Raw genomic sequence first — 23,454 nt, 5'->3', positions numbered from 1 at the left:
ACGGAGAATACAGGCAGCTAATGAAAGCAACACGCACCGCGAAGTTAAAGCGTCCCGAAGATCAAGCCAGCTTTATCAGCTGGCGTTTTGCGTTGTTGTGCGCCTGTATCCTGCTGGCACTGGTTGGCCTGATGTTGCGTGTGGCCTACCTGCAAGTCATTAACCCGGACAAACTGGTTAAAGAAGGCGATTTGCGTTCCCTGCGTGTACAAACTATCCCGACCTCCCGTGGCATGATCACCGATCGTTCCGGCCGTCCTCTGGCGGTCAGCGTACCGGTGAATGCGATCTGGGCAGATCCCAAAGAAGTGAAAGATCGCGGTGGCATTACCGTCGATACCCGCTGGAAAGCACTGGCGGATGCGCTGAATATGCCACTCGATCAACTTGTCTCCCGTATTAATGCCAATCCCAACGGACGTTTTGTCTATCTGGCGCGTCAGGTTAACCCTGCGGTCGGCGAATACATTCACAAACTCAAACTGCCGGGAATCTCCCTGCGTCAGGAATCCCGCCGTTATTATCCGGCCGGGCAGGTGACATCCCACGTTATCGGTGTGACCAACATCGACGGCGAAGGCATTGAGGGCGTTGAGAAGAGTTTTGACCGCTGGCTGACCGGCAAACCGGGCGAACGGACCATCCGTAAAGACCGCTTTGGCCGCGTCATTGAAGATATCTCCACTGTTGACAGCCAGGCCGCCCACAATCTGGCGCTGAGCATCGACGAACGTTTACAGGCGCTGGTTTACCGCGAATTAAACAACGCCGTGGCATTCAACAAAGCGGAATCAGGCACGGCGGTACTGGTTGATGTGCAAACCGGCGAAGTGCTGGCGATGGCCAACAGTCCGTCTTACAACCCAAACAATATGCCGGATACGCCGAAAGACGTGATGCGTAACCGTGCTATCACCGACATCTTCGAGCCGGGTTCCACCGTCAAGCCGATGGTGGTGATGACGGCGCTGAAAAACGGCGTGGTGCGCGAGAACAGCGTACTGAATACCTTGCCGTACCGGATTAACGGTCATGAGATTAAAGATGTTGCCCGTTACGCGGAGCTTTCCGTGACGGGCATCTTGCAGAAGTCGAGTAACGTCGGTGTTTCACGACTGGCGTTATCGATGCCATCCGCTGAGCTGGTAGATACTTACTCGCGATTCGGACTGGGAAAACCGACCAATTTGGGGCTGGTTGGAGAAAGCAGTGGCTTATACCCTAAAAAACAACGGTGGTCTGACATAGAGAGGGCCACCTTCTCTTTCGGCTACGGGCTAATGGTGACACCTCTCCAGCTGGCGCGAGTCTACGCAACGATCGGCAGCATGGGCGTTTATCGCCCATTGTCGATCACCAAAGTTGATCCGCCGGTTTCCGGCGAACGTGTTTTCCCTGAACCGCTGGTACGTACCGTCGTACATATGATGGAAAGCGTGGCACTGCCTGGCGGCGGTGGCGTGAAGGCGGCGATCAAGGGCTACCGTATTGCGATTAAAACCGGTACCGCGAAGAAAGTCGGGCCGGACGGTAAATACGTTAACAAATACATTGCCTATACCGCCGGCGTTGCGCCCGCAAGCAATCCAAGATTTGCCCTTGTGGTGGTCATCAACGATCCGCAGGCAGGGAAATATTACGGTGGGGCCGTTTCCGCACCGGTGTTTGGCGCCATCATGGGCGGCGTATTGCGCACCATGAACGTTGAACCGGATGCGCTGACTGCCGATGAAAACGCAGACATAGTGAATAATCAAAAAGAGGCTTCAGGTGGCAGATCGTAATTTGCGCGACATCTTAGCGCCCTGGGTGAGTAATGCCCCGGCGGTAGCGCTAAAAGACATGATTCTGGACAGCCGCATCGCGGCTGCCGGCGATCTGTTTGTCGCGGTTTCAGGCCATACCAGTGACGGGCGTCGTTTTATTCCCCAGGCAATTGCCCAGGGCGTCGCTGCCGTCGTGGCCGAGGCAAAGGGTGAACAAGAGCACGGAACGGTCTGCCAGATGCATGGTGTACCGGTGATTTATCTTGAGAATTTGAATGTTCTGCTGTCAGAACTGGCGGGGCGTTTTTACCAGCAGCCGGGCAAAGCATTACGTCTGGTAGGCGTGACCGGCACCAACGGCAAAACCACCACCACGCAACTGCTGGCGCAGTGGAGTCAGTTGCTGGGGGAAACCAGTGCGGTGATGGGTACCGTGGGTAATGGCCTGCTGGACAGCGTCGTACCGGCGGAAAACACCACCGGTTCTGCGGTACAGGTTCAGCACATTCTGGCGGATCTGGTGACGCAGGGCGCAACCTTTGCCGCGATGGAAGTTTCTTCTCACGGACTGGTTCAGCATCGTGTCGCTGCCTTGCCGTTTGCCGCTGCCGCATTCACCAACCTGAGTCGTGATCACCTTGATTACCACGGCGATATGCAAAGTTATGAAGAGGCCAAATGGCAGCTTTTCTCCTCGCATCAGGTCGGTCAGAAAATCATTAATGCTGACGATGACGTCGGAGCGCGCTGGCTGACGAAAACGCCGGGCGCAATTGCGGTCAGCATGGAAGACAAAATCCCGGCAGGCTGGAGTGGCCGCTGGCTGGTGGCGCGCAGCGTGAATTATCACGACAACGGCGCGACCGTAAATATCGATTCAAGCTGGGGCGAAGGTAAGTTTGATAGTCGCCTCATGGGCGCGTTCAACGTCAGCAACCTGCTGGTTGCGCTGGCAACGCTGCTTTCCCTCGATTATCCGCTGACGCAATTACTGGCTACGGCTTCTCAGCTACAACCGGTTTGCGGCCGCATGGAAGTCTTCAACGCGCCGGGTAAACCTACTGCGGTGGTTGATTATGCCCATACCCCTGACGCACTGGAAAAAGCACTGGCGGCAGCCCGTCTGCATTGTCGTGGCACGCTGTGGTGTGTATTTGGTTGCGGCGGCGATCGCGATAAAGGTAAACGTCCGCTGATGGGCGGCATTGCTGAGCAATACGCTGATCGCGTGATTGTCACTGACGATAATCCGCGCAGCGAAGAGCCTCGCGCCATTGTGGCGGATATCCTTGCCGGTCTGCTGGACGCAGGGCGTGCGCAGGAAATCCACGGCCGTGCCGAAGCGGTGACCAGCGCCATCATGCAGGCGAAAGAAGACGACGTGGTCCTGATCGCCGGTAAAGGGCATGAGGATTACCAGCTCGTCGGTAATCAGCGTCTCGATTATTCCGACCGCGTGACGGTCGCACGTTTGCTGGGGGTGATCGCATGATCCGCGTTTCCCTGCAAACACTGGCAGATGCGCTCAACGCTGAGCTTATCGGTACCGATACCCAAATCGACAGCGTGACGACGGACACCCGTCAGGTCACCGAAGGCTGTCTGTTTGTTGCGCTGAAAGGCGAAAAATTCGATGCTCACGATTTTGCCGCTGATGCGGTTAAAGCCGGTTCAGGGGCTTTACTGGTAAGTAAGCGCTTACCGGTGGACGTTCCGCAGTTAGTGGTGGCGGACACCCGCATTGCTCTCGGGCAACTGGGCGGCTGGGTACGTCAGCAGGTTCCGGCCCGCGTCGTCGGCCTGACCGGTTCATCCGGCAAGACGTCTGTGAAAGAGATGACGGCGGCGATTTTGCGCGAGTGCGGCAACGTGCTGTACACCGCAGGCAACTTTAACAATGACATCGGTGTTCCGCTGACATTGCTGCGCCTGACCGCAGAACATGATTTTGCGGTGATCGAAATGGGCGCGAATCATCCGGGTGAAATCGCCTACACCACCGCGCTGGCTAAACCTGAAACGGCGCTGGTGAATAACTTGTCTGCCGCCCATCTGGAAGGCTTTGGTTCTCTGGCGGGTGTGGCCCGTGCCAAAGGCGAGATTTTCGAAGGCCTGCCTGAAAACGGCATTGCGGTGATCAACGCTGATAACAATGACTGGGCGAACTGGCAGCACAAGCTGACCGGCAAGACGGTCTGGCGTTTCTCTCCGGTGCAAGGGGCAGAGACTGATTTCAGTGCTTCCGACATCCGCCTCAGCCCGCTCAATACGGCGTTCACTCTGCATTCTCCTCAGGGCCGTATCGACGTGTCGCTGCCGGTTCCGGGCCGTCACAATATCGCTAACGCACTGGCTGCGGCTGCACTGGCGTTGTCTGTCGGTGCCTCACCGGAAAACGTACGCGCCGGTCTGGCGACGCTGCAATCCGTAAAAGGGCGTTTATTCCCGATTGCGCTCAGCGAAGGCAAAACCCTCCTCGATGACAGCTATAACGCCAATGTCGGTTCGATGACCGCCGCGGCGCAGGTACTGGCAGAGATGCCGGGCTACCGCGTGATGGCGGTCGGCGATATGGCTGAACTGGGCGCGGAAAGCGAAAGCTGCCACCGTCAGGTCGGCGAAGCGATTCGCGACGCGGGTATCGACAAAGTATTCAGTATTGGCCATGACAGCCGCATCATCAGTGATGCCAGCGGATGTGGTGAGCATTTAGAGGATAAGGCAGCCCTGACGGCCCGTTTAACGAGCTTACTGTCTGAACATGCGGTAATTACCGTTTTGATTAAAGGTTCACGTAGTGCCGCAATGGAGCAGGTAGTACGCGCGTTACAGGAGAATGCAACATGTTAGTTTGGCTGGCCGAACACTTGGTCAAATATTATTCCGGCTTCAACGTCTTTTCCTATCTGACGTTTCGCGCCATTGTCAGCCTGCTGACCGCGTTGTTCCTGTCGCTGTGGATCGGGCCACGCATGATCGCCCGTCTGCAAAAAATGTCTTTCGGTCAGGTTGTGCGTAACGACGGTCCGGAATCACATTTCAGCAAACGCGGTACGCCAACGATGGGCGGCCTGATGATTCTGGCCTCGATTACCATTTCCGTTCTGATGTGGGCCTATCCGTCTAACCCGTATGTGTGGTGCGTGCTGTTTGTGCTGATTGGTTACGGCATCGTTGGATTTATCGATGACTACCGCAAAGTGGTTCGCAAAGACACCAAAGGGCTGATTGCCCGCTGGAAATACTTCTGGCAGTCGGTTATTGCGCTGGCTGCGGCCTTCACGATGTATGCCATTGGTAAAGATACGCCAGCCACTGAGCTGGTTGTGCCGTTCTTTAAAGACGTCATGCCGCAGCTGGGTTTGCTGTACATCCTGCTGAGTTATTTCGTCATTGTCGGGACCAGTAACGCGGTGAATCTGACCGATGGTCTGGACGGCCTGGCGATTATGCCAACGGTCTTCGTCGCGGCGGGTTTTGCGCTGGTGGCATGGGCGACCGGTAACATGAATTTCGCCAGCTATCTGCATATACCTTATCTGCGTCACGCGGGTGAACTGGTGATCGTCTGTACCGCGATTGTTGGCGCGGGGCTTGGCTTCCTGTGGTTCAACACCTATCCGGCACAAGTTTTCATGGGCGACGTCGGCTCTCTGGCTCTGGGCGGTGCGCTGGGCACCATCGCGGTACTGCTGCGTCAGGAATTTTTACTGGTGATCATGGGCGGCGTGTTTGTTGTCGAAACCCTGTCGGTGATCCTGCAAGTCGGGTCCTTTAAGTTACGTGGGCAGCGCATTTTCCGCATGGCGCCGATTCACCATCACTACGAACTTAAAGGCTGGCCGGAACCGCGCGTGATCGTGCGCTTCTGGATTATTTCGCTGATGCTGGTGCTGATTGGCCTGGCGACGCTGAAGGTACGGTAATTATGGCTGACTATCAGGGTAAAAAAGTGGTCATCATCGGGTTGGGTCTCACTGGCCTGTCTTGTGTTGATTTCTTTGTTGCTCGTGGCGTGACGCCGCGTGTCATTGATACCCGCGTCAGCCCGCCGGGACTGGATAAACTGGCGGAAAATATTGAGTGTCACCTCGGTTCGCTCAATGAAGACTGGCTGCTGGACGCTGATCTGATTATCGCCAGTCCGGGCGTTGCGCTGGCAACACCGGCACTGAGTGCGGCGGCTGATGCTGGCGTGGAAATTGTCGGCGATATCGAACTGTTTTGTCGTGAAACCCAGACGCCGGTCGTTGCGATCACCGGGTCGAACGGCAAAAGCACCGTGACCACGCTGGTCGGTGAAATGGCGAAAGCCGCCGGTTGGCGCGTGGGCGTCGGTGGCAATATTGGTTTGCCGGTGCTGACGATGCTGGATCACGAATACGATTTGTTTGTGCTGGAGCTTTCCAGCTTCCAGCTCGAAACCACGCACAGTCTGCATGCGGCGGCGGCCACCATTCTCAACGTGACTGAAGATCATATGGATCGCTATCCGTTTGGTTTGCAGCAATACCGTGCGGCAAAACTGAAAGTGTATGAAAACGCCGCGCTATGTGTCGTCAATGCCGATGACGCCCTGACCATGCCGGTGCGTGGCGCGGATAAACGCTGCGTAAGCTTTGGTGTCGATGTGGGGGATTATCATCTGACCCGCCAGCAGGACGATATCTGGCTGCGTGTTCGTGGCGAAAAAGTCCTGAATACCTGTGAGATGCCGCTGACCGGCCGTCACAACTACACCAATGCGCTGGCAGCACTGGCGCTGGCGGATGCTGTTGGTATTCCACATGCTTCCAGCCTGAAGGCTCTGACGACCTTTACCGGTCTGGCTCATCGTTTCCAGGTCGCCTGGCAGCATAACGGCGTGCGCTGGATAAACGATTCTAAAGCGACCAACGTCGGCAGCACCGAAGCGGCACTGAACGGGCTTCACGTCGATGGCACGCTGCATCTGTTACTAGGCGGCGACGGAAAATCTGCTGATTTCTCACCGCTGACGCGTTACCTGCAGGGCGATAACCTGCGTATTTACTGCTTCGGTCGTGACGGTGCAGAGCTGGCGGATTTGCGTCCTGAGGTGTCTTCTCTGTTTGAGACGATGGAACAGGCGATGCGGGATATCAGTACGCACGTGGCTTCCGGCGACATGGTTTTACTGTCGCCAGCCTGCGCGAGTCTGGATCAGTTCCGCAGTTTTGAACAACGTGGTGATGTCTTTACCGCACTGGCGAAGGAGCTGGGTTGATGCGGATCCGTATCCCGGGGCTGAGCCTGGTCGGCAAATTTAATGACTGGGTGATGGGTGCCAAAGAAAGCGACTCCGTCACGCTGGTGCTGTACGACCGAACATTGCTGTGGCTGACCTTTGGTCTGGCGATCGTCGGCTTTGTGATGGTGACCTCGGCGTCCATGCCGATTGGTCAGCGTCTGGCAGACGACCCGTTTTTGTTTGCGAAACGTGATGCTATCTATCTCGGGCTGGCGTTTGGTTTATCGCTGGTGACACTGCGTGTGCCGATGGCTGTCTGGCAGAAATACAGCAACGTTTTGCTGCTGCTGTCAGTGATTATGTTGCTGGTGGTGCTGGTCGTGGGCAGCTCGGTAAACGGCGCATCGCGCTGGATTTCCCTCGGGCCACTGCGTATTCAGCCCGCCGAATTCTCGAAGTTGTCACTGTTCTGCTATCTCGCCAGTTATCTGGTGCGCAAAGTGGATGAAGTGCGCAGTAACTTCTGGGGCTTCTGTAAACCGATGGGCGTAATGGTCGTGCTGGCTGTGTTGCTGCTGGCTCAGCCTGACCTCGGTACCGTGGTTGTGCTGTTCATCACTACGCTGGCGATGCTGTTTCTGGCGGGGGCGAAAATGTGGCAGTTCCTGGCCATTATCGGCTCGGGCGTGTTCGCTGTTGTGCTGCTGGTTCTTGCTGAACCGTACCGTATGCGCCGCGTGACATCCTTCTGGAATCCGTGGGCAGATCCGTTCGGCAGCGGTTACCAGTTAACCCAGTCACTGATGGCGTTTGGCCGGGGTGAGTTCTGGGGACAAGGTTTAGGAAATTCGGTTCAGAAACTGGAATATTTACCGGAAGCGCATACCGACTTTATCTTCTCTATTTTGGGCGAAGAACTGGGGTATTTCGGTGTGGTTTTAGCCCTGTTGATGGTATTCTTCGTCGCTTTTCGTGCGATGTCTATCGGGCGTCGTGCATTAGAAATCGACCAGCGTTTTTCAGGCTTTTTAGCCTGTTCAATCGGCGTCTGGTTCAGTTTTCAGGCACTGGTCAACGTGGGCGCGGCGGCAGGTATGTTGCCAACCAAAGGTCTGACACTGCCGCTGATCAGTTACGGTGGTTCGAGCCTGATCATTATGTCGACGGCAATCGTGTTATTGCTGCGAGTGGATTTTGAAACGCGGCTGGCAAAAGCCCAGGCGTTTGTAAGGAGTGCCCGATGAGTGGCAATACCCGGCGTTTAATGGTGATGGCTGGCGGTACCGGCGGGCATGTTTTCCCCGGACTTGCCGTGGCACATCACCTTATCGCGCAAGGTTGGGAAGTTCGCTGGCTGGGTACAGCAGACCGGATGGAAGCGGATTTGGTGCCAAAACATGGCATCGAGATTGATTTCATTAAAATCGCCGGATTGCGTGGGAAAGGTCTGAAAGCGCAACTCACCGCCCCGGTTCGCATATATCATGCGTGGCGTCAGGCGAAGGCCATCATGAAAAAGTTTCAGCCCGATGTGGTGTTAGGCATGGGCGGTTATGTGTCAGGCCCTGGCGGTCTGGCAGCATGGTCACTGGGTATTCCGGTGGTTCTGCATGAACAAAACGGCATTGCGGGCATGACCAATAAAGGCTTGTCTCACATTGCGACCAAAGTGTTGCAGGCGTTTCCCGGTGCTTTTCCGAAGGCCGATGTGGTGGGGAATCCGGTACGTACCGACGTGCTGGCGCTGGAATTACCGCAAACCCGCCTTGCCGGACGCGAAGGCCCGATCCGAGTTTTAGTCATCGGCGGCAGTCAGGGTGCGCGGGTGCTGAATCAGAGCATGCCGGAAGTGGCGGCGCTGATGGGTGAAAAAATTACGTTGTGGCATCAGGTCGGAAAAGGTGCGCTGGCGTCAGTGAATCAGGCTTACGAAAAGGCCGGTCAGACGCAGCATAACGTTACCGAATTCATTGATGACATGGCAGAGGCGTATGCCTGGGCTGATGTGGTCGTTTGTCGCTCCGGCGCATTAACGGTCAGTGAAATTGCCGCTGCAGGATTACCGGCAATCTTTGTGCCTTTTCAGCATAAAGATCGCCAGCAGTACTGGAATGCACTGCCGCTGGAAAAAGCCGGTGCCGCAAAGATTATCGAACAGAAAGATTTTAGTGCCGCAGCCGTCGCTGACCTGATGGCCGGATGGGACAGAACCCATCTAATGGAAATGGCGATGGCCGCACGTGCCGCCGCCATTCCCGATGCGACCGAGCGTGTTGCCGCAGAAGTGGTTGCCGCAAGCAAAAAATGAAATTGAACGGGCCACGCAGTGTGTGGTCCCAGCCGTAAGAAACGGATTAATCAGTAACCTGAAATAGTGAATAAAAACGTGAATACACAACAATTGGCGAAACTGCGTACCTTCGTGCCTGAGATGCATCGTGTCCGGCACATTCACTTTGTTGGCATCGGTGGTGCCGGCATGGGTGGTATCGCCGAAGTGTTGGCCAATGAAGGCTATCAGATCAGCGGTTCTGATTTAGCACCGAACGCAGTGACACAGCAACTGACGGCTTTGGGCGCGACGATTTATTTTAATCACCGTCCTGAGAACGTGCTGGATGCCAGCGTGGTGGTGGTATCCACGGCGATCTCTTCCGATAACCCGGAAATCGTTGCCGCACGCGAAGCCCGTATTCCGGTGATCCGCCGCGCGGAAATGCTCGCTGAGCTGATGCGTTTTCGTCACGGCATCGCCGTGGCAGGTACGCATGGTAAAACGACCACCACCGCGATGGTCACCAGTATTTATGCTGAAGCCGGTCTGGATCCGACGTTCGTTAACGGCGGACTGGTGAAAGCGGCAGGCACCCATGCGCGTCTGGGCTCAAGCCGTTTTCTGATTGCAGAAGCAGATGAAAGTGATGCGTCGTTCCTGCATCTGCAACCGATGGTGGCGATTGTGACCAACATCGAAGCGGATCATATGGATACGTATCAGGGTGACTTTGAAATCCTGAAGCAAACGTTCATTAATTTCCTGCACAACCTGCCATTCTATGGACGTGCAGTGATGTGTATCGATGATCCGGTGATCCGTGAGCTGATCCCGCGCGTTGGTCGTCACATGACCACATACGGCTTCAGCGAAGATGCGGATGTGATCATTGAAAATTACCGTCAGGTTGGCGCACAGGGGCATTTTACCTTGCGTCGTCAGGACCTGCCGCTGATCAGTGTGACGCTGAATGCGCCGGGCCGTCATAACGCCTTAAACGCTGCGGCAGCGGTGGCGGTAGCCACCGATGAGAACATCAGCGATGACGCAATTTTGCGCGCGCTGGCAGGCTTCCAGGGTACCGGGCGTCGTTTCGATTTCCTCGGCGAATATGCGCTGGCGAATGTGAACGGCAAAAGCGGTAGTGCGATGCTGGTCGATGACTATGGTCACCATCCGACTGAAGTGGATGCAACCATCAAAGCTGCACGTGCGGGCTGGGCGAGCAAGCGTCTGGTGATGATTTTCCAGCCGCACCGTTATACCCGCACCCGTGATTTGTACGATGATTTCGCCAATGTGCTTTCGCAGGTGGATGTGCTGATCATGCTGGATGTCTATCCGGCGGGTGAAGCACCGATTCCGGGCGCAGACAGCCGTTCGTTGTGCCGCACTATCCGCGCACGCGGCAAACTGGATCCGATTTTGGTTTCTGATATTGAAGCCGTGCCGGAAAGTCTGGCGCAGATCCTCGAAGGTGACGATTTAGTTCTGGTTCAGGGCGCCGGTAATGTTGGCAGAGTGGCCCGCAAATTGGCTGATCAAAAGCTGCAGCCAGTGAAGAAAGGTGAAGAACATCATGTCTGAGAAAGTCGCAGTATTGTTGGGTGGTACTTCCGCAGAACGCGATGTGTCATTACAGTCAGGCGCCGCGGTGCTGGCCGGCTTGCGTGAATCCGGTGTGGATGCCCACGGCATTGATACCAAAACGTTTAATGTGGCGCTTCTCAAAGAAGAAGGGTTCAGCAAAGTCTTTATCGCACTGCACGGTCGCGGTGGTGAGGACGGCACGTTGCAGGGACTGCTGGAGCAAATCGGTTTGCCGTATACCGGCAGCGGCGTGATGGCCTCTGCGCTGACCATGGATAAGTTCCGCACCAAGCTGGTGTGGCAGGCTCTGGGATTACCGGTCGCCCCGTTTGTGGCACTGCATCGTTCGCAAATCGAAGCGGCAGGGCAAGGCGCGCTGGCAGCAAAAATCGCTGAATTAGGCCTGCCGGTGATCGTCAAACCAAGCCGCGAAGGTTCCAGCGTCGGGATGAGCAAAGTGACTACTGAAAAAGAGTTGCTGCCAGCCCTGCAGGAAGGCTTCCGACATGACGATAACGTACTGATCGAAAAATGGCTGAGCGGCCCGGAATACACAGTAGCCATCGTGGGCGATCAGGTGATGCCGTCGATCCGTATCCAGCCAGCCGGAACGTTTTACGACTATCAGGCAAAATATCTGTCTGATGAAACACAATATTTTTGCCCGAGCGGCTTAAGTGAAGCACAGGAGCAGCAGTTGTCTGCACTGGCCTTGCAGGCTTATCAGGCGCTCGATTGCAGCGGCTGGGGACGGGTTGACGTCATGCAGGACGGTGATGGCAGCTTTAACCTGCTGGAAGTGAATACCTCGCCGGGCATGACCAGCCACAGTCTGGTGCCGATGGCGGCGAAACATTCCGGACTGAGTTTCCCGCAACTCGTATTCCGTATTCTGGAACTGGCTGACTGATATGTCTCAAGCCGCCCTGAATACCCGAGAGCGTGAGACGGCCGAGAACAATGGCCGTCGCAGTAACGGTGGCCAGCTGGCAGGGATCGTGTTTCTGTTGCTGGTAGTAGGAACGATTTTATGGAGTGCGTGGGCCGTTGTTGGCTGGATGCAGGATGCGAACCGATTGCCGTTGTCCCAGTTAGTGGTGACCGGAGAACGGCATTACACGACCAACGATGATATTCGTCAGGCGATTCTGTCCTTAGGGGCACCAGGAACGTTCATGACGCAGGATGTAAACGTCATTCAGCAGCAGATAGAGCGTTTACCCTGGATAAAACAGGTCAGCGTACGCAAGCAATGGCCGAATGAACTGAAGATACATCTGGTGGAGTATGTGCCGGTCGCACACTGGAATGATTTGCACATGGTTGATGCCGGGGGCAAATCTTTCAGCATACCCGCCGAGCGTATGGTCAAACAGAAAATGCCGTTGCTTTACGGTCCGGAAGGCAGCGAACAGGATGTTTTGCAGGGTTTTCAAACGATGAGTCAGGCGCTGGCCGCCGGCAAGTTCACGTTGAAAGCAGTGGCAATGAGTGCACGTCACTCGTGGCAGTTAACTCTGGATAATGACGTCCGGCTGGAATTGGGCAGAGATGACCGGATGGGGCGTTTACAACGTTTTATCGAACTCTACCCGCGATTCCAGCAACAGGCAGAAGCCGATAAGAAGCGCATCACTTATGTCGATTTACGTTATGACAGCGGTGCGTCAGTAGGTTGGGCGCCAGAGTTTATTGACCAGCAAAACAGTAATCAGCAACAGAATCAGGCACAGGCTAAACAACAATGATCAAGTCGACGGACAGAAAACTGGTAGTTGGGCTGGAGATCGGTACGGCAAAGGTCGCCGCATTGGTGGGGGAAGTTCTGCCCGATGGCATGGTCAATATTATCGGCGTGGGCAGTTGCCCATCCCGTGGCATGGACAAGGGTGGCGTGAATGATCTGGAATCGGTGGTGAAGTGCGTACAGCGCGCCATCGATCAGGCTGAACTGATGGCAGATTGCCAGATTTCCTCTGTTTACCTTGCTTTGTCTGGTAAACATATCAGTTGTCAGAATGAAATAGGGATGGTTCCTATTTCAGAAGAGGAAGTCACGCAGGAAGATGTAGAGAACGTTGTGCATACCGCGAAATCGGTCCGCGTACGTGACGAACATCGGGTACTGCATGTGATCCCTCAGGAATATGCCATTGATTATCAGGAAGGGATTAAAAACCCGGTCGGACTTTCCGGCGTGCGTATGCAAGCCAAGGTTCACCTGATTACCTGCCATAACGATATGGCGAAGAACATTGTGAAGGCGGTTGAACGCTGTGGCTTAAAAGTTGACCAGCTGATTTTTGCCGGTCTGGCGGCCAGTTATGCGGTTCTGACCGAAGATGAACGCGAATTAGGCGTCTGTGTTGTCGATATTGGTGGTGGAACCATGGATATCGCGGTTTATACCGGCGGCGCACTACGTCATACTAAGGTTATCCCTTATGCAGGGAATGTGGTCACCAGCGACATCGCTTATGCGTTTGGTACGCCACCGACTGATGCCGAAGCCATCAAAGTTCGCCACGGTTGTGCATTAGGGTCGATTGTCGGCAAAGACGAAAACGTCGAAGTGCCGAGCGTCGGTGGACGTCCACCACGCAGTCTGCAACGTCAGACACTGGCTGAAGTGATCGAGCCTCGTTACACAGAATTGCTGAATTTAGTGAACGACGAAATTTTGCAATTGCAGGAGCAGTTACGTCAGCAAGGCGTAAAACATCATCTGGCCGCCGGTATTGTTCTGACAGGCGGTGCAGCACAAATTGATGGTCTGGCAGCTTGTGCGCAGCGGGTATTCCATACCCAGGTGCGTATCGGGCAACCCCTGAACATCACCGGGCTGACAGATTATGCGCAGGAACCTTACTACTCAACGGCTGTAGGGCTGCTGCACTACGGGAAGGAGTCTCACCTGAGCGGTGAGGCCGAAGTGGAAAAACGCGCCTCAGTGGGCAACTGGTTCAAACGAATCAACAGCTGGCTGAGAAAAGAGTTTTAATGTTTTAACAACGGGATCATGCTGTTAAGGTTTTTGATCCCGACGCGACAGGCACAAAACGGAGAGAAACTATGTTTGAACCTATGGAACTGACCAATGACGCGGTGATTAAAGTCATCGGCGTCGGCGGTGGCGGTGGCAACGCTGTCGAACACATGGTGCGTGAGCGCATCGAAGGTGTTGAATTCTTCGCCGTTAACACAGACGCTCAGGCGTTGCGTAAAACGGCAGTAGGCCAGACGATTCAGATCGGTAGCGGTATTACCAAAGGTCTGGGTGCTGGTGCGAACCCGGAAGTGGGTCGCAATTCTGCTGAAGAAGACCGTGAAGCCCTGCGCGCTGCGCTTGAAGGTGCTGACATGGTCTTTATCGCAGCGGGCATGGGCGGTGGTACCGGGACCGGTGCAGCGCCAGTGGTTGCTGAAGTAGCTAAAGATTTAGGTATTCTGACCGTTGCTGTGGTGACTAAGCCTTTCAATTTTGAAGGCAAAAAGCGCATGGCATTCGCGGAGCAGGGTATCGCTGAACTGTCCAAACATGTGGACTCTCTGATCACCATCCCGAACGACAAGCTGTTAAAAGTTCTGGGTCGCGGTATCTCTCTGCTGGACGCCTTCGGTGCGGCCAACGACGTGCTGAAAGGTGCGGTGCAGGGTATCGCTGAACTGATCACCCGTCCGGGTCTGATGAACGTCGACTTCGCCGACGTGCGTACCGTGATGTCCGAAATGGGTTATGCCATGATGGGCTCCGGTGTGGCATGCGGTGAAGACCGTGCTGAAGAAGCCGCTGAAATGGCGATTTCCAGCCCGTTACTGGAAGATATCGATTTGTCCGGCGCGCGCGGCGTTCTGGTCAACATCACTGCGGGCTTCGACCTGCGTCTGGATGAATTCGAAACCGTGGGTAACACTATCCGTGCTTTCGCATCCGACAATGCGACCGTGGTGATCGGGACTTCCCTTGACCCGGAAATGAATGACGAATTGCGTGTTACCGTGGTGGCAACCGGCATCGGCATGGACAAACGTCCTGAGATCACACTGGTGACCAATAAGCCTGCCAGCCAGCCGGTTATGGACCATCGTTACCAGCAGCACGGGATGTCTCCGTTGCCGCAGGAAACGAAGCCAGCTGCCAAAGTGGTGAATGATCAAAGCGCGCAATCTAATAAAGAGCCCGACTATTTGGACATCCCGGCCTTCCTGCGTAAGCAGGCAGACTAGTCCGAATTGTAGGATCTCCGCTCTTTGTGCTAAACTGTCCCGCCGACCTTAAGGTATGCTTAGGTCGGTTGGATGGATAACATTGCGAGATAAATACGATGATCAAACAACGTACATTAAAACGTATCGTTCAGGCGACGGGCGTCGGTTTGCATACCGGCAAGAAAGTCACCCTGACTCTGCGTCCTGCACCGGCAAATACCGGGGTCATCTATCGTCGCACTGACTTGAATCCACCGGTTGATTTCCCGGCAGATGCAAAATCCGTGCGTGATACCATGCTCTGTACTTGCCTGGTTAATGAGCATGACGTACGCATTTCTACGGTAGAACACCTTAATGCGGCATTAGCGGGTCTGGGCATTGATAACATTGTTATCGAAGTCGATGCGCCTGAAGTGCCGATTATGGACGGTAGTGCTGCACCTTTCGTCTATCTGTTGATGGATGCAGGGATTGAAGAACTGAACAGCGCGAAGAAATTCCTGCGCATCAAAGACACTGTGCGTGTTGAAGACGGTGATAAGTGGGCTGAGTTCAAACCATTCAATGGTTTCTCTCTCGACTTCACTATCGACTTCAATCACCCGGCGATTGATTCCAGTTCACAGCGCTACAAAATGAACTTCTCCGCTGAAGCATTTGTTCGCCAAATCAGCCGCGCACGTACTTTTGGTTTCATGCGTGATATCGAGTACCTGCAGTCACGCGGTTTGTGCCTGGGTGGCAGCTTTGATTGCGCGATTGTTGTGGATGATTACCGCGTGCTTAACGAAGATGGTCTGCGTTTTGAAGATGAATTCGTTCGTCACAAAATGCTGGATGCTATCGGTGACCTGTTCATGTGTGGGCATAACATCATTGGTGCGTTTACCGCATTCAAGTCTGGCCACGCGTTGAACAACAAGTTATTGCAAGCGGTATTGGCTAAGCAGGAAGCCTGGGAATTAGTGACGTTCCAGGATGAGGCAGAAATGCCACTGGCTTTTAAAGCACCGTCTACAGTATTGGCGTAATCGGTACTGATATTACTTATTACGACTGGTTGGCTTGGCACTCTCTCCGGCCAATTCAGCCAGTCGTTCTAACGCTTTTCTGAGTTTCTCCGGGCTACGGCTCGCCAGTCCTCTTAATTCTTCCGCACTCTGCGCACTCAAGTGTCTCACCGGCATCGATTCAGACGCGATCGCTTTATTTTTAATCGCGATCTGCGAAGCATTTTCCATTTTCGCCATGAGCGAAGGATTAATCCTGATGTCGATTGATGACAATGATGGTAGAATTTGCGCTCGAAGTGCAGAGAGTAATGCGGGTTGTTCATAGCGTAATCGCATCATCCAGCTGGCATTAGCTATTTCAAGCACTAACACTCCCTGTCGATAATTACCGACGCGACACCATGGTTGCATGGGTGCCGGTAGCAGACCTTTCACTGCGCGGTTGAGTTTCAGTAACGCCGCAGCACGCTGTTGAACAATACGCAGCGGGCTTTGTTCAGTCGAAGAGGCATCATCGAACAGGATATCTAATAATTGTGGGCGACTATCGCGCATGATGGGCTCCGGCGGATTGTAAACTTGTGATTGGCATTCTAAATCGTTGGCGACAATTTGGCAGAAGGTATTTTTGGCCGCATCTCCTGTTGGGGATGGTCGCGGCTAGCCTTGGCGTGTCAACGAACCTGTCGCAAACGGAACTGCCTGCGGTTTCCAATACGTCCTCAAGTCTAAACCGTCTTAACATCAGCAGTACAGGGCTGAGTAATCTTGCGTTACTCCAGGCGAACCGCCGCCCGTCTTTTGGTGTGGATTACTGGCAACAGCATGCATTACGCACGGTCATCCGTCATCTTTCTTTTGCTCTGGCCCCGCAGGTGGTTTACACCGTTGCGCAGCCGGAAGCCAAAATTCAGCAGGCCGAACCGCTGCATGTGCAGCAGCTTGCCCTGCTGGTTACGCTAAATGCCTTACTGACTCATGAGTCTAAACCGCCGGTTATCATTCGTCAGACGCAACAACCTTTCCTCCCTCTTGCTTCATCGCATCAAACCGGCCTGTGGTTAGCACAGGTGCAAGGCATTCGTGCCGGCCCGGCCTCTCTGATTTAACAGACTGTCCCTTTAAACTCTATTTATAAATCAACAAATTATTGGCTGCATCTGGTGGCCTCCAAGAGATATTAAGCATTATGTTAATCAAATTATTGACCAAAGTTTTTGGTAGTCGTAACGACCGTACATTGCGCCGCATGCGTAAAGTGGTTGAACTGATCAACCGCATGGAACCTGACATTCAAAAGCTGACTGATGAGCAGCTGCAGGCGAAAACCAATGAGTTCCGCGAGCGTCTGGCTAAAGGTGAAGTGCTTGAAAACCTGATTCCGGAAGCCTTTGCGGTGGTGCGTGAATCCAGTAAACGTGTGTTTGGCATGCGTCACTTCGACGTGCAGCTGCTTGGCGGTATGGTACTGAACGAACGTTGCATCGCAGAAATGCGTACTGGTGAAGGTAAAACGCTGACTGCTACCCTGCCTGCTTATCTGAACGCATTAAGCGGCAAGGGCGTTCACGTTGTGACCGTCAACGACTACCTCGCACAGCGTGATGCCGAAAACAACCGTCCGTTGTTTGAGTTCCTTGGTCTGAGCATCGGTATCAACTTGCCGGGCATGCCTTCTCCGGCTAAACGCGCTGCTTACGCTGCGGATATCACTTACGGCACAAACAACGAATACGGCTTTGACTACCTGCGTGACAACATGGCGTTCAGCCCTGAAGAACGCGTACAACGCAAACTTCACTACGCGCTGGTGGATGAGGTCGACTCCATCCTGATCGATGAAGCCCGTACCCCGCTGATCATCTCCGGCCCGGCCGAAGACAGCTCAGAAATGTACACCCGTGTAGACAAACTGATCCCTAAACTGATCCGTCAGGAAAAAGAAGATTCCGACACCTTCCAGGGTGAAGGCCACTTCTCTGTTGATGAGAAAGCGCGTCAGGTTCACCTGACAGAACGCGGTCTGGTATTGATTGAAGAATTGCTGGTGGAAGCAGGCATCATGGAAGAGGGCGAATCACTGTATTCCCCGACCAACATTATGCTGATGCACCACGTGACCGCCGCACTGCGCGCGCACGTTCTGTTTACCCGCGATGTTGATTACATCGTGAAAGACGGCGAAGTGATCATCGTCGACGAACACACCGGCCGTACCATGCAGGGGCGTCGCTGGTCCGATGGCCTGCATCAGGCGGTGGAAGCGAAAGAAGGCGTTGATATTCAAAACGAAAACCAGACGCTGGCTTCTATCACTTTCCAGAACTATTTCCGTCTGTACGAAAAACTGGCCGGTATGACCGGTACTGCGGACACTGAAGCATTCGAATTCAGTTCTATCTACAAGCTGGATACCATTGTTGTGCCAACTAACCGCCCTATGGTGCGTAAAGACATGGCCGACCTGGTGTACATGACTGAAATGGAAAAGATTGGCGCGATCATCGAAGATATCCGCCAGTGTACTGCCAAAGGCCAGCCGGTTCTGGTGGGTACGATTTCCATTGAAAAATCCGAAGTGGTGTCTAACGAACTGACCAAAGCGGGCATCGCACACAGCGTTCTGAACGCCAAGTTCCACGCCAAAGAAGCGGATATCGTTGCTCAGGCAGGTCAGCCAAGTGCTGTTACCATCGCCACCAACATGGCCGGTCGTGGTACCGATATCGTGCTGGGCGGCAGCTGGCAGGTTGAAGTGGAAAACATGGGTGAAGACGTCACTGACGAGCAAATCGCTGAAATCAAAGCCGCGTGGCAGATCCGCCACGACGCGGTTCTGGCTTCAGGTGGTCTGCACATCATTGGTACCGAGCGTCATGAGTCCCGCCGTATCGATAACCAGTTGCGCGGCCGTGCGGGTCGTCAGGGGGATGCCGGTTCATCCCGCTTCTACCTGTCTATGGAAGATGCCCTGATGCGTATCTTCGCCTCAGACCGCGTTTCCAGCATGATGCGCAAACTGGGTATGAAACCGGGCGAAGCAATTGAGCACCCATGGGTGACCAAAGCGATTGCCAATGCGCAACGCAAAGTAGAAAGCCGTAACTTCGATATCCGTAAGCAATTACTGGAATACGATGATGTGGCAAGCGATCAACGTCGTGCTATCTACAGCCAGCGTAACGAACTGCTGGACGTATCTGACGTGAGCGAAACCATTGCCAGCATCCGTGAAGATGTGTTCAAGGCAACCATCGACAGCTACATTCCGCCACAGTCTCTGGAAGAAATGTGGGATGTGCAGGGTCTGCAAGAGCGCCTGAAGAAAGACTTCGAGCTCGACATGCCGATTGCTGAATGGCTGGATAAAGAACCTGAATTGCACGAAGAAACCCTGCGCGAACGCATCATGGAAATCGCGAAAGAATCTTACGCACGCAAAGAAGAAGTGGTCGGCGCTGAAATGATGCGTAACTTCGAGAAAGGCGTGATGCTGCAAACACTGGATTCCCTGTGGAAAGAGCATCTGGCGGCAATGGATTACCTGCGTCAGGGCATCCACTTACGCGGCTATGCGCAGAAAGATCCTAAGCAGGAATACAAGCGTGAATCCTTCGCGATGTTTGCTGCCATGCTGGAATCCCTGAAATACGAAGTGATCAGCGTGCTGAGCAAAGTTCAGGTGCGTATGCCTGAAGAAGTGGAAGCGATGGAAATTCAGCGTCGTGAAGAAGCTGAGCGTCTGGCTCGCCAGCAGCAGCTTAGCCATCAGGATCAGCAGGAAATCGAAGTGGCTGAAGCGGCGCGTCTTGCCTCATCAGGCGACCGCAAAGTCGGTCGTAATGATCTCTGCCCATGCGGTTCCGGTAAAAAATACAAACAATGCCATGGCAGCCTGCAAAAGTAAGATCTCGGGCTAAGTCATCGTGTTAATCTTGAAGGCGGCGTAATTGCCGCCTTTATTTTTGTCTTAAAAGTCCCTATAAGAACAGTCATTGAGTCAGCGGAAAGGTGGAAACTGTGACGCTTAAACAACTGAATATCGCCGCAGGCATTATCCGTAATGCCGGCAATGAAATCTTTATCACTCAGCGTGATGCCTCGTCACATATGGCGGGTTTCTGGGAATTTCCGGGCGGTAAGATTGAAGCGGGCGAAACGCCGGAGCAGGCAGTTATTCGTGAATTGCAGGAAGAAGTCGGTATTGATGCGAAATCTCCTGTGCTGCTGAAAACACTGGAGCATCGCTTCCCGGATCGCATCATTACGCTCTATTTCTTTCTGGTGGAAGAGTGGCAGGGCGAGCCGTATGGTAAAGAAGGACAACCGAAGCGCTGGGTTGCGCAGTCCGATTTGAAAGAGGAGGAATTCCCTCCTGCCAACGAAGCCATTGTGACTGCGCTCAAAAATAATCAGTACTGATGACGTCTGGAATATAAGAACATATTGAAAAGGGGCCAACGCCCCTTTTGCTTACCCCATACCTGCGTTAAATCTCTTCTTCGCTCCAGTCATCCAGATCGTTCACATCCCCTTTGCTTGGAATGCGTTTTTCTTCATCGGCCCATTCGCCGAGATCGATTAACTGGCAACGTTTGGAACAGAAAGGGCGAAAAGGACTTTCTTCGCCCCACACCACGATTTTCTGACAGGTCGGGCAATTTACTTCAATGATTTCAGGGTCCATTTGCAACTCCTAGCAGCAGGCAAGTTCAAAATTCAGTCGCGCGGGAACCACGCCATGTTCGCTGTCGAGTGGTAAGAAGCGAATGGCATAACGGGTTTTATGCCCGGATACTTGCGGATAAAGTTGGTTTTCCATCGAGAGCTGCAATCGTAACAGATCTGCGCCTTCGGCGTTGTCCTGGAAAAAGCCATTCAGGCTGATTTGATTGCGGAATGCACCCGACTGGCGGATCAGACCTAACACCATGGTCAGTGAGTTATGCAGCGGTGCCAGCGTTTCCAGCCAGTTTTGCACTTCACGATCCCGTTGTGCCTGTGCCAGATGCAGCCAGATATGCAGCGTCGGTAAATCGAAACTGCAACAACCGCCGGGAATACTCAGACGCTGGCGAACCAGAGCAATCAGACGATCCTCTTTCAGTGCCTGGCCAATTCGCGGTGCTTTCATCAGCACGGACGCGCATTGCTTGAGTTCAGCGCGCAGCCCGTCAATCCGGGATAAATCCACGCCGGGGACGTCCTTCCATTGCGATAATTTTTGCTGCTGACGTTCCAGCTCTTTCAGTAAGTCAGTGCGCACTTCACCGCGTTCCAGTACATCGAGTAAATCCGATACCGTGCGGAAAAACAGCAGGGCAGAAGCCACGGCAGTGATCTGCGCATTGGAATGCATCTGTTGTAACAAAAATTCGATGCGCAACCAGGTACGCATTTTCTCATTCAGTGGATGTTCAAAGAGAACGGTTGCAGCTACATCAGTCATGCTTGGCAATATCCTGTCTGTTTACTCACGCCGAAAGTTGTAAATAGCGGCGATGTAATAGGGCAACACGCGGTTCGATCGTTTCAGGAGCGCCGCTGTTATCAATAATGTCATCTGCACAGGCCAGACGCTTTTCACGGCTGACCTGTGCAGCAAGAATACTTTCAGCCTGCTGGCGGCTGATGCCGTCGCGCGACATCGTGCGTGCAAGCTGTGTTTGCGGGTCAACGTCGACAACCAGCACACGATTGGCCTGCGCCTGTAATCCGTTTTCAACCAGCAGCGGCACCACCCAGAGCACATAGGGCGATTCAGCCTGCGCAATCAGCGTCTGCGTTCTGGCGTGAATAATGGGGTGAAGCAATGCGTTAACCCACTCTTTCTCCACCGGATACGTGAAAATTCGTTCCCGTAACGCCGGACGGTTCAGCGAACCATCAGCGAGAAGAATACTTTCGCCAAATCGCGCAGTCAGAGCATCCAGAGCCGGTTCGCCGGGGGCGACAACCTGACGGGCAATGATATCAGCATCGACAATATTTACGCCGTGGCGGGCAAAGCTTTCGGCGACGGTACTTTTCCCGCTACCGATCCCCCCTGTCAATGCAACGATATAGCTCATACTGATGCTCAGAAAAAATTAGTTAGGTAAATGATAAAGAGATTATGAGTAAGTGCAAGCCGCTGTCGTCTTGGTTTTTCATGCGAAAATTATTCAGCTGCACAATCAAAAGTCTGTGATGTGAGTTGTAAAAGCCATCTTGCCGTTGTCATTTTCCTGTGTATGATAAAACCACTGGAAAGGGTGTCTAAAAATATGTTGTACACCCTAGCGACCCGTCGCCAAACCAGGACAAACCCGTCATGCGCATTGAAGAAGATTTGAAGTTAGGTTTCAAAGACGTACTTATCCGCCCTAAACGTTCTACCCTCAAAAGCCGTTCCGAAGTTGAACTGGAGCGCACATTCACATTCAAACACTCTGGTATCAGCTGGTCGGGCACGCCAATTATTGCCGCGAACATGGACACCGTCGGAACATTCCGCATGGCGACCGTGCTGTCATCTTTTGGCCTCCTCACCGCCGTACATAAGCACTACACCGTAGAGCAATGGCAGGCTTTCGTCACCTCGTCGGATGAATCCGTCCTGCGCAATGTGATGGTGTCTACCGGTACGTCAGAAGCGGATTTCGTCAAAACACTGCAAATTCTTGCTCTCTCGCCGCTGCTGAAATTTGTTTGTCTGGATGTGGCTAACGGCTATTCCGAACATTTCGTGGAATTCCTGCAACGCGTACGCGAAGCCTGCCCGGATAAAGTTATTTGCGCAGGCAATGTGGTCACCGGTGAAATGGTGGAAGAGCTGATCCTTTCAGGCGCGGATATCGTAAAAGTCGGCATCGGTCCGGGTTCAGTGTGTACGACCCGTGTAAAAACCGGCGTGGGCTATCCGCAACTTTCCGCCGTTATCGAATGTGCTGATGCTGCACACGGTCTGGGCGGTCAGATTGTCAGTGATGGCGGTTGTGCCGTACCGGGTGACGTCGCGAAAGCCTTCGGTGGCGGTGCCGATTTCGTTATGCTTGGCGGTATGCTGGCCGCGCATGAAGAATGTGAAGGCACAGTTGTCGAAGAGAACGGCGAAAAATTCATGCTCTTCTATGGCATGAGTTCAGAATCGGCCATGAAACGTCACGTTGGCGGCGTTGCAGAATACCGTGCAGCAGAAGGTAAAACGGTCAAACTGCCTCTGCGTGGTCCGGTTGAAAACACCGTGCGTGACATTCTGGGTGGATTGCGTTCTGCCTGTACTTACGTCGGTGCTGAGCGTTTGAAAGAACTGACCAAACGCACAACCTTTATCCGCGTAGCAGAGCAGGAAAACCGCCTGTTCGGCAGCAAGTAAGCGATCCTCATCATGGCGGCGGAACCTGTTTT

At 53.8% G+C, this 23,454-nt stretch carries 21 protein-coding genes; 17 read left to right on the top strand and 4 right to left on the bottom strand.

What is annotated here, in order from left to right:
• Positions 1-20: 20 nt before the first annotated feature.
• The 13 genes from EDF78_RS12300 to lpxC all read left to right on the top strand — a co-directional run bounded on the left by EDF78_RS12300 (position 21) and on the right by lpxC (position 16,083).
• Positions 21-1,784: a peptidoglycan glycosyltransferase FtsI gene (locus tag EDF78_RS12300; RefSeq protein ID WP_095924644.1), complete on the top strand. Its 1,764-nt coding sequence runs from the start codon at positions 21-23 to the stop codon at positions 1,782-1,784.
• Entirely contained in the window at positions 1,771-3,258 is a 1,488-nt protein-coding gene (murE, locus tag EDF78_RS12295) for a UDP-N-acetylmuramoyl-L-alanyl-D-glutamate--2,6-diaminopimelate ligase (RefSeq protein WP_119827086.1), read from the top strand. Before EDF78_RS12300 ends, murE begins: the two co-directional genes overlap by 14 nt.
• Positions 3,255-4,616 (top strand): UDP-N-acetylmuramoyl-tripeptide--D-alanyl-D-alanine ligase, encoded by a 1,362-nt coding sequence (gene murF / locus EDF78_RS12290; RefSeq protein WP_095924646.1) that lies wholly within the window; start codon positions 3,255-3,257, stop codon positions 4,614-4,616. The genes murE and murF overlap by 4 nt, the downstream gene beginning before the upstream one ends.
• Positions 4,610-5,692, top strand: coding sequence for a phospho-N-acetylmuramoyl-pentapeptide-transferase (mraY, locus tag EDF78_RS12285; protein WP_095924647.1), 1,083 nt, complete (start codon positions 4,610-4,612; stop codon positions 5,690-5,692). The genes murF and mraY overlap by 7 nt, the downstream gene beginning before the upstream one ends.
• Positions 5,693-5,694: 2 nt before the next feature.
• The gene (gene murD / locus EDF78_RS12280) at positions 5,695-7,011 is read left to right on the top strand and encodes a UDP-N-acetylmuramoyl-L-alanine--D-glutamate ligase (protein ID WP_119827084.1); all 1,317 of its coding nucleotides are present in this window, start codon (positions 5,695-5,697) and stop codon (positions 7,009-7,011) included.
• Positions 7,011-8,219, top strand: coding sequence for a cell division protein FtsW (gene ftsW / locus EDF78_RS12275; protein WP_095924649.1), 1,209 nt, complete (start codon positions 7,011-7,013; stop codon positions 8,217-8,219). The genes murD and ftsW overlap by 1 nt, the downstream gene beginning before the upstream one ends.
• Positions 8,216-9,283, top strand: coding sequence for an undecaprenyldiphospho-muramoylpentapeptide beta-N-acetylglucosaminyltransferase (gene murG / locus EDF78_RS12270; protein ID WP_095924650.1), 1,068 nt, complete (start codon positions 8,216-8,218; stop codon positions 9,281-9,283). Before ftsW ends, murG begins: the two co-directional genes overlap by 4 nt.
• Positions 9,284-9,361: 78 nt before the next feature.
• On the top strand, positions 9,362-10,837 hold the full coding sequence (gene murC / locus EDF78_RS12265) for a UDP-N-acetylmuramate--L-alanine ligase (RefSeq protein WP_095925276.1): 1,476 nt from the start codon (positions 9,362-9,364) through the stop codon (positions 10,835-10,837).
• A complete protein-coding gene (locus EDF78_RS12260; RefSeq protein WP_133823186.1) occupies positions 10,830-11,750 on the top strand; it encodes a D-alanine--D-alanine ligase in 921 nt (306 codons plus the stop codon). Before murC ends, EDF78_RS12260 begins: the two co-directional genes overlap by 8 nt.
• A 1-nt stretch (position 11,751) precedes the next feature.
• Positions 11,752-12,588, top strand: coding sequence for a cell division protein FtsQ (gene ftsQ, locus EDF78_RS12255; protein WP_095924652.1), 837 nt, complete (start codon positions 11,752-11,754; stop codon positions 12,586-12,588).
• On the top strand, positions 12,585-13,841 hold the full coding sequence (ftsA, locus tag EDF78_RS12250) for a cell division protein FtsA (RefSeq protein WP_009634688.1): 1,257 nt from the start codon (positions 12,585-12,587) through the stop codon (positions 13,839-13,841). The genes ftsQ and ftsA overlap by 4 nt, the downstream gene beginning before the upstream one ends.
• Positions 13,842-13,912: 71 nt before the next feature.
• Complete coding sequence (gene ftsZ / locus EDF78_RS12245; RefSeq protein ID WP_013577005.1) at positions 13,913-15,067, top strand: cell division protein FtsZ; 1,155 nt, start codon at positions 13,913-13,915, stop codon at positions 15,065-15,067.
• Between the two features lie 98 nt (positions 15,068-15,165).
• On the top strand, positions 15,166-16,083 hold the full coding sequence (gene lpxC / locus EDF78_RS12240) for a UDP-3-O-acyl-N-acetylglucosamine deacetylase (RefSeq protein WP_095924653.1): 918 nt from the start codon (positions 15,166-15,168) through the stop codon (positions 16,081-16,083).
• A gap of 12 nt (positions 16,084-16,095) precedes the next feature.
• Here the strand turns inward: lpxC and EDF78_RS12235 are convergent, their stop codons facing one another.
• Complete coding sequence (locus EDF78_RS12235) at positions 16,096-16,620, bottom strand: DUF721 domain-containing protein (RefSeq protein WP_095924654.1); 525 nt, start codon at positions 16,618-16,620, stop codon at positions 16,096-16,098.
• 26 nt (positions 16,621-16,646) lie between these two features.
• Between EDF78_RS12235 and secM the strand changes: the two genes are divergently transcribed.
• The 3 genes from secM (at position 16,647) to mutT (ending at position 20,487) form a co-directional block, all read left to right on the top strand.
• Positions 16,647-17,174, top strand: a complete 528-nt coding sequence (gene secM / locus EDF78_RS12230) for a secA translation cis-regulator SecM (protein ID WP_095924655.1) — start codon at positions 16,647-16,649, stop codon at positions 17,172-17,174.
• Positions 17,175-17,254: 80 nt separating this feature from the next.
• A complete protein-coding gene (gene secA, locus EDF78_RS12225; RefSeq protein ID WP_133823185.1) occupies positions 17,255-19,972 on the top strand; it encodes a preprotein translocase subunit SecA in 2,718 nt (905 codons plus the stop codon).
• A 113-nt stretch (positions 19,973-20,085) separates the two neighbouring features.
• Positions 20,086-20,487, top strand: coding sequence for an 8-oxo-dGTP diphosphatase MutT (gene mutT, locus EDF78_RS12220; protein WP_095924657.1), 402 nt, complete (start codon positions 20,086-20,088; stop codon positions 20,485-20,487).
• Positions 20,488-20,554: 67 nt separating this feature from the next.
• On the opposite strand, the gene yacG is transcribed toward mutT, so the two are convergent.
• The 3 genes from yacG to coaE are packed head-to-tail and all read right to left on the bottom strand — an operon-like array spanning position 20,555 to position 22,136.
• Entirely contained in the window at positions 20,555-20,752 is a 198-nt protein-coding gene (yacG, locus tag EDF78_RS12215) for a DNA gyrase inhibitor YacG (RefSeq protein ID WP_095924658.1), read from the bottom strand.
• Positions 20,753-20,761: 9 nt separating this feature from the next.
• On the bottom strand, positions 20,762-21,514 hold the full coding sequence (gene zapD, locus EDF78_RS12210) for a cell division protein ZapD (protein WP_095924659.1): 753 nt from the start codon (positions 21,512-21,514) through the stop codon (positions 20,762-20,764).
• 25 nt (positions 21,515-21,539) lie between these two features.
• Positions 21,540-22,136 (bottom strand): dephospho-CoA kinase, encoded by a 597-nt coding sequence (gene coaE, locus EDF78_RS12205; protein WP_095924660.1) that lies wholly within the window; start codon positions 22,134-22,136, stop codon positions 21,540-21,542.
• Between the two features lie 242 nt (positions 22,137-22,378).
• Between coaE and EDF78_RS12200 the strand changes: the two genes are divergently transcribed.
• Positions 22,379-23,422: a GMP reductase gene (locus tag EDF78_RS12200; protein ID WP_095924661.1), complete on the top strand. Its 1,044-nt coding sequence runs from the start codon at positions 22,379-22,381 to the stop codon at positions 23,420-23,422.
• Positions 23,423-23,454: the final 32 nt, after the last annotated feature.

Source organism: Rahnella sp. BIGb0236, assembly GCF_004364755.1.
In the GTDB taxonomy this organism is placed as follows: domain Bacteria; phylum Pseudomonadota; class Gammaproteobacteria; order Enterobacterales; family Enterobacteriaceae; genus Rahnella; species Rahnella victoriana.
This window is presented reverse-complemented; position numbering and strand designations above follow the sequence as displayed.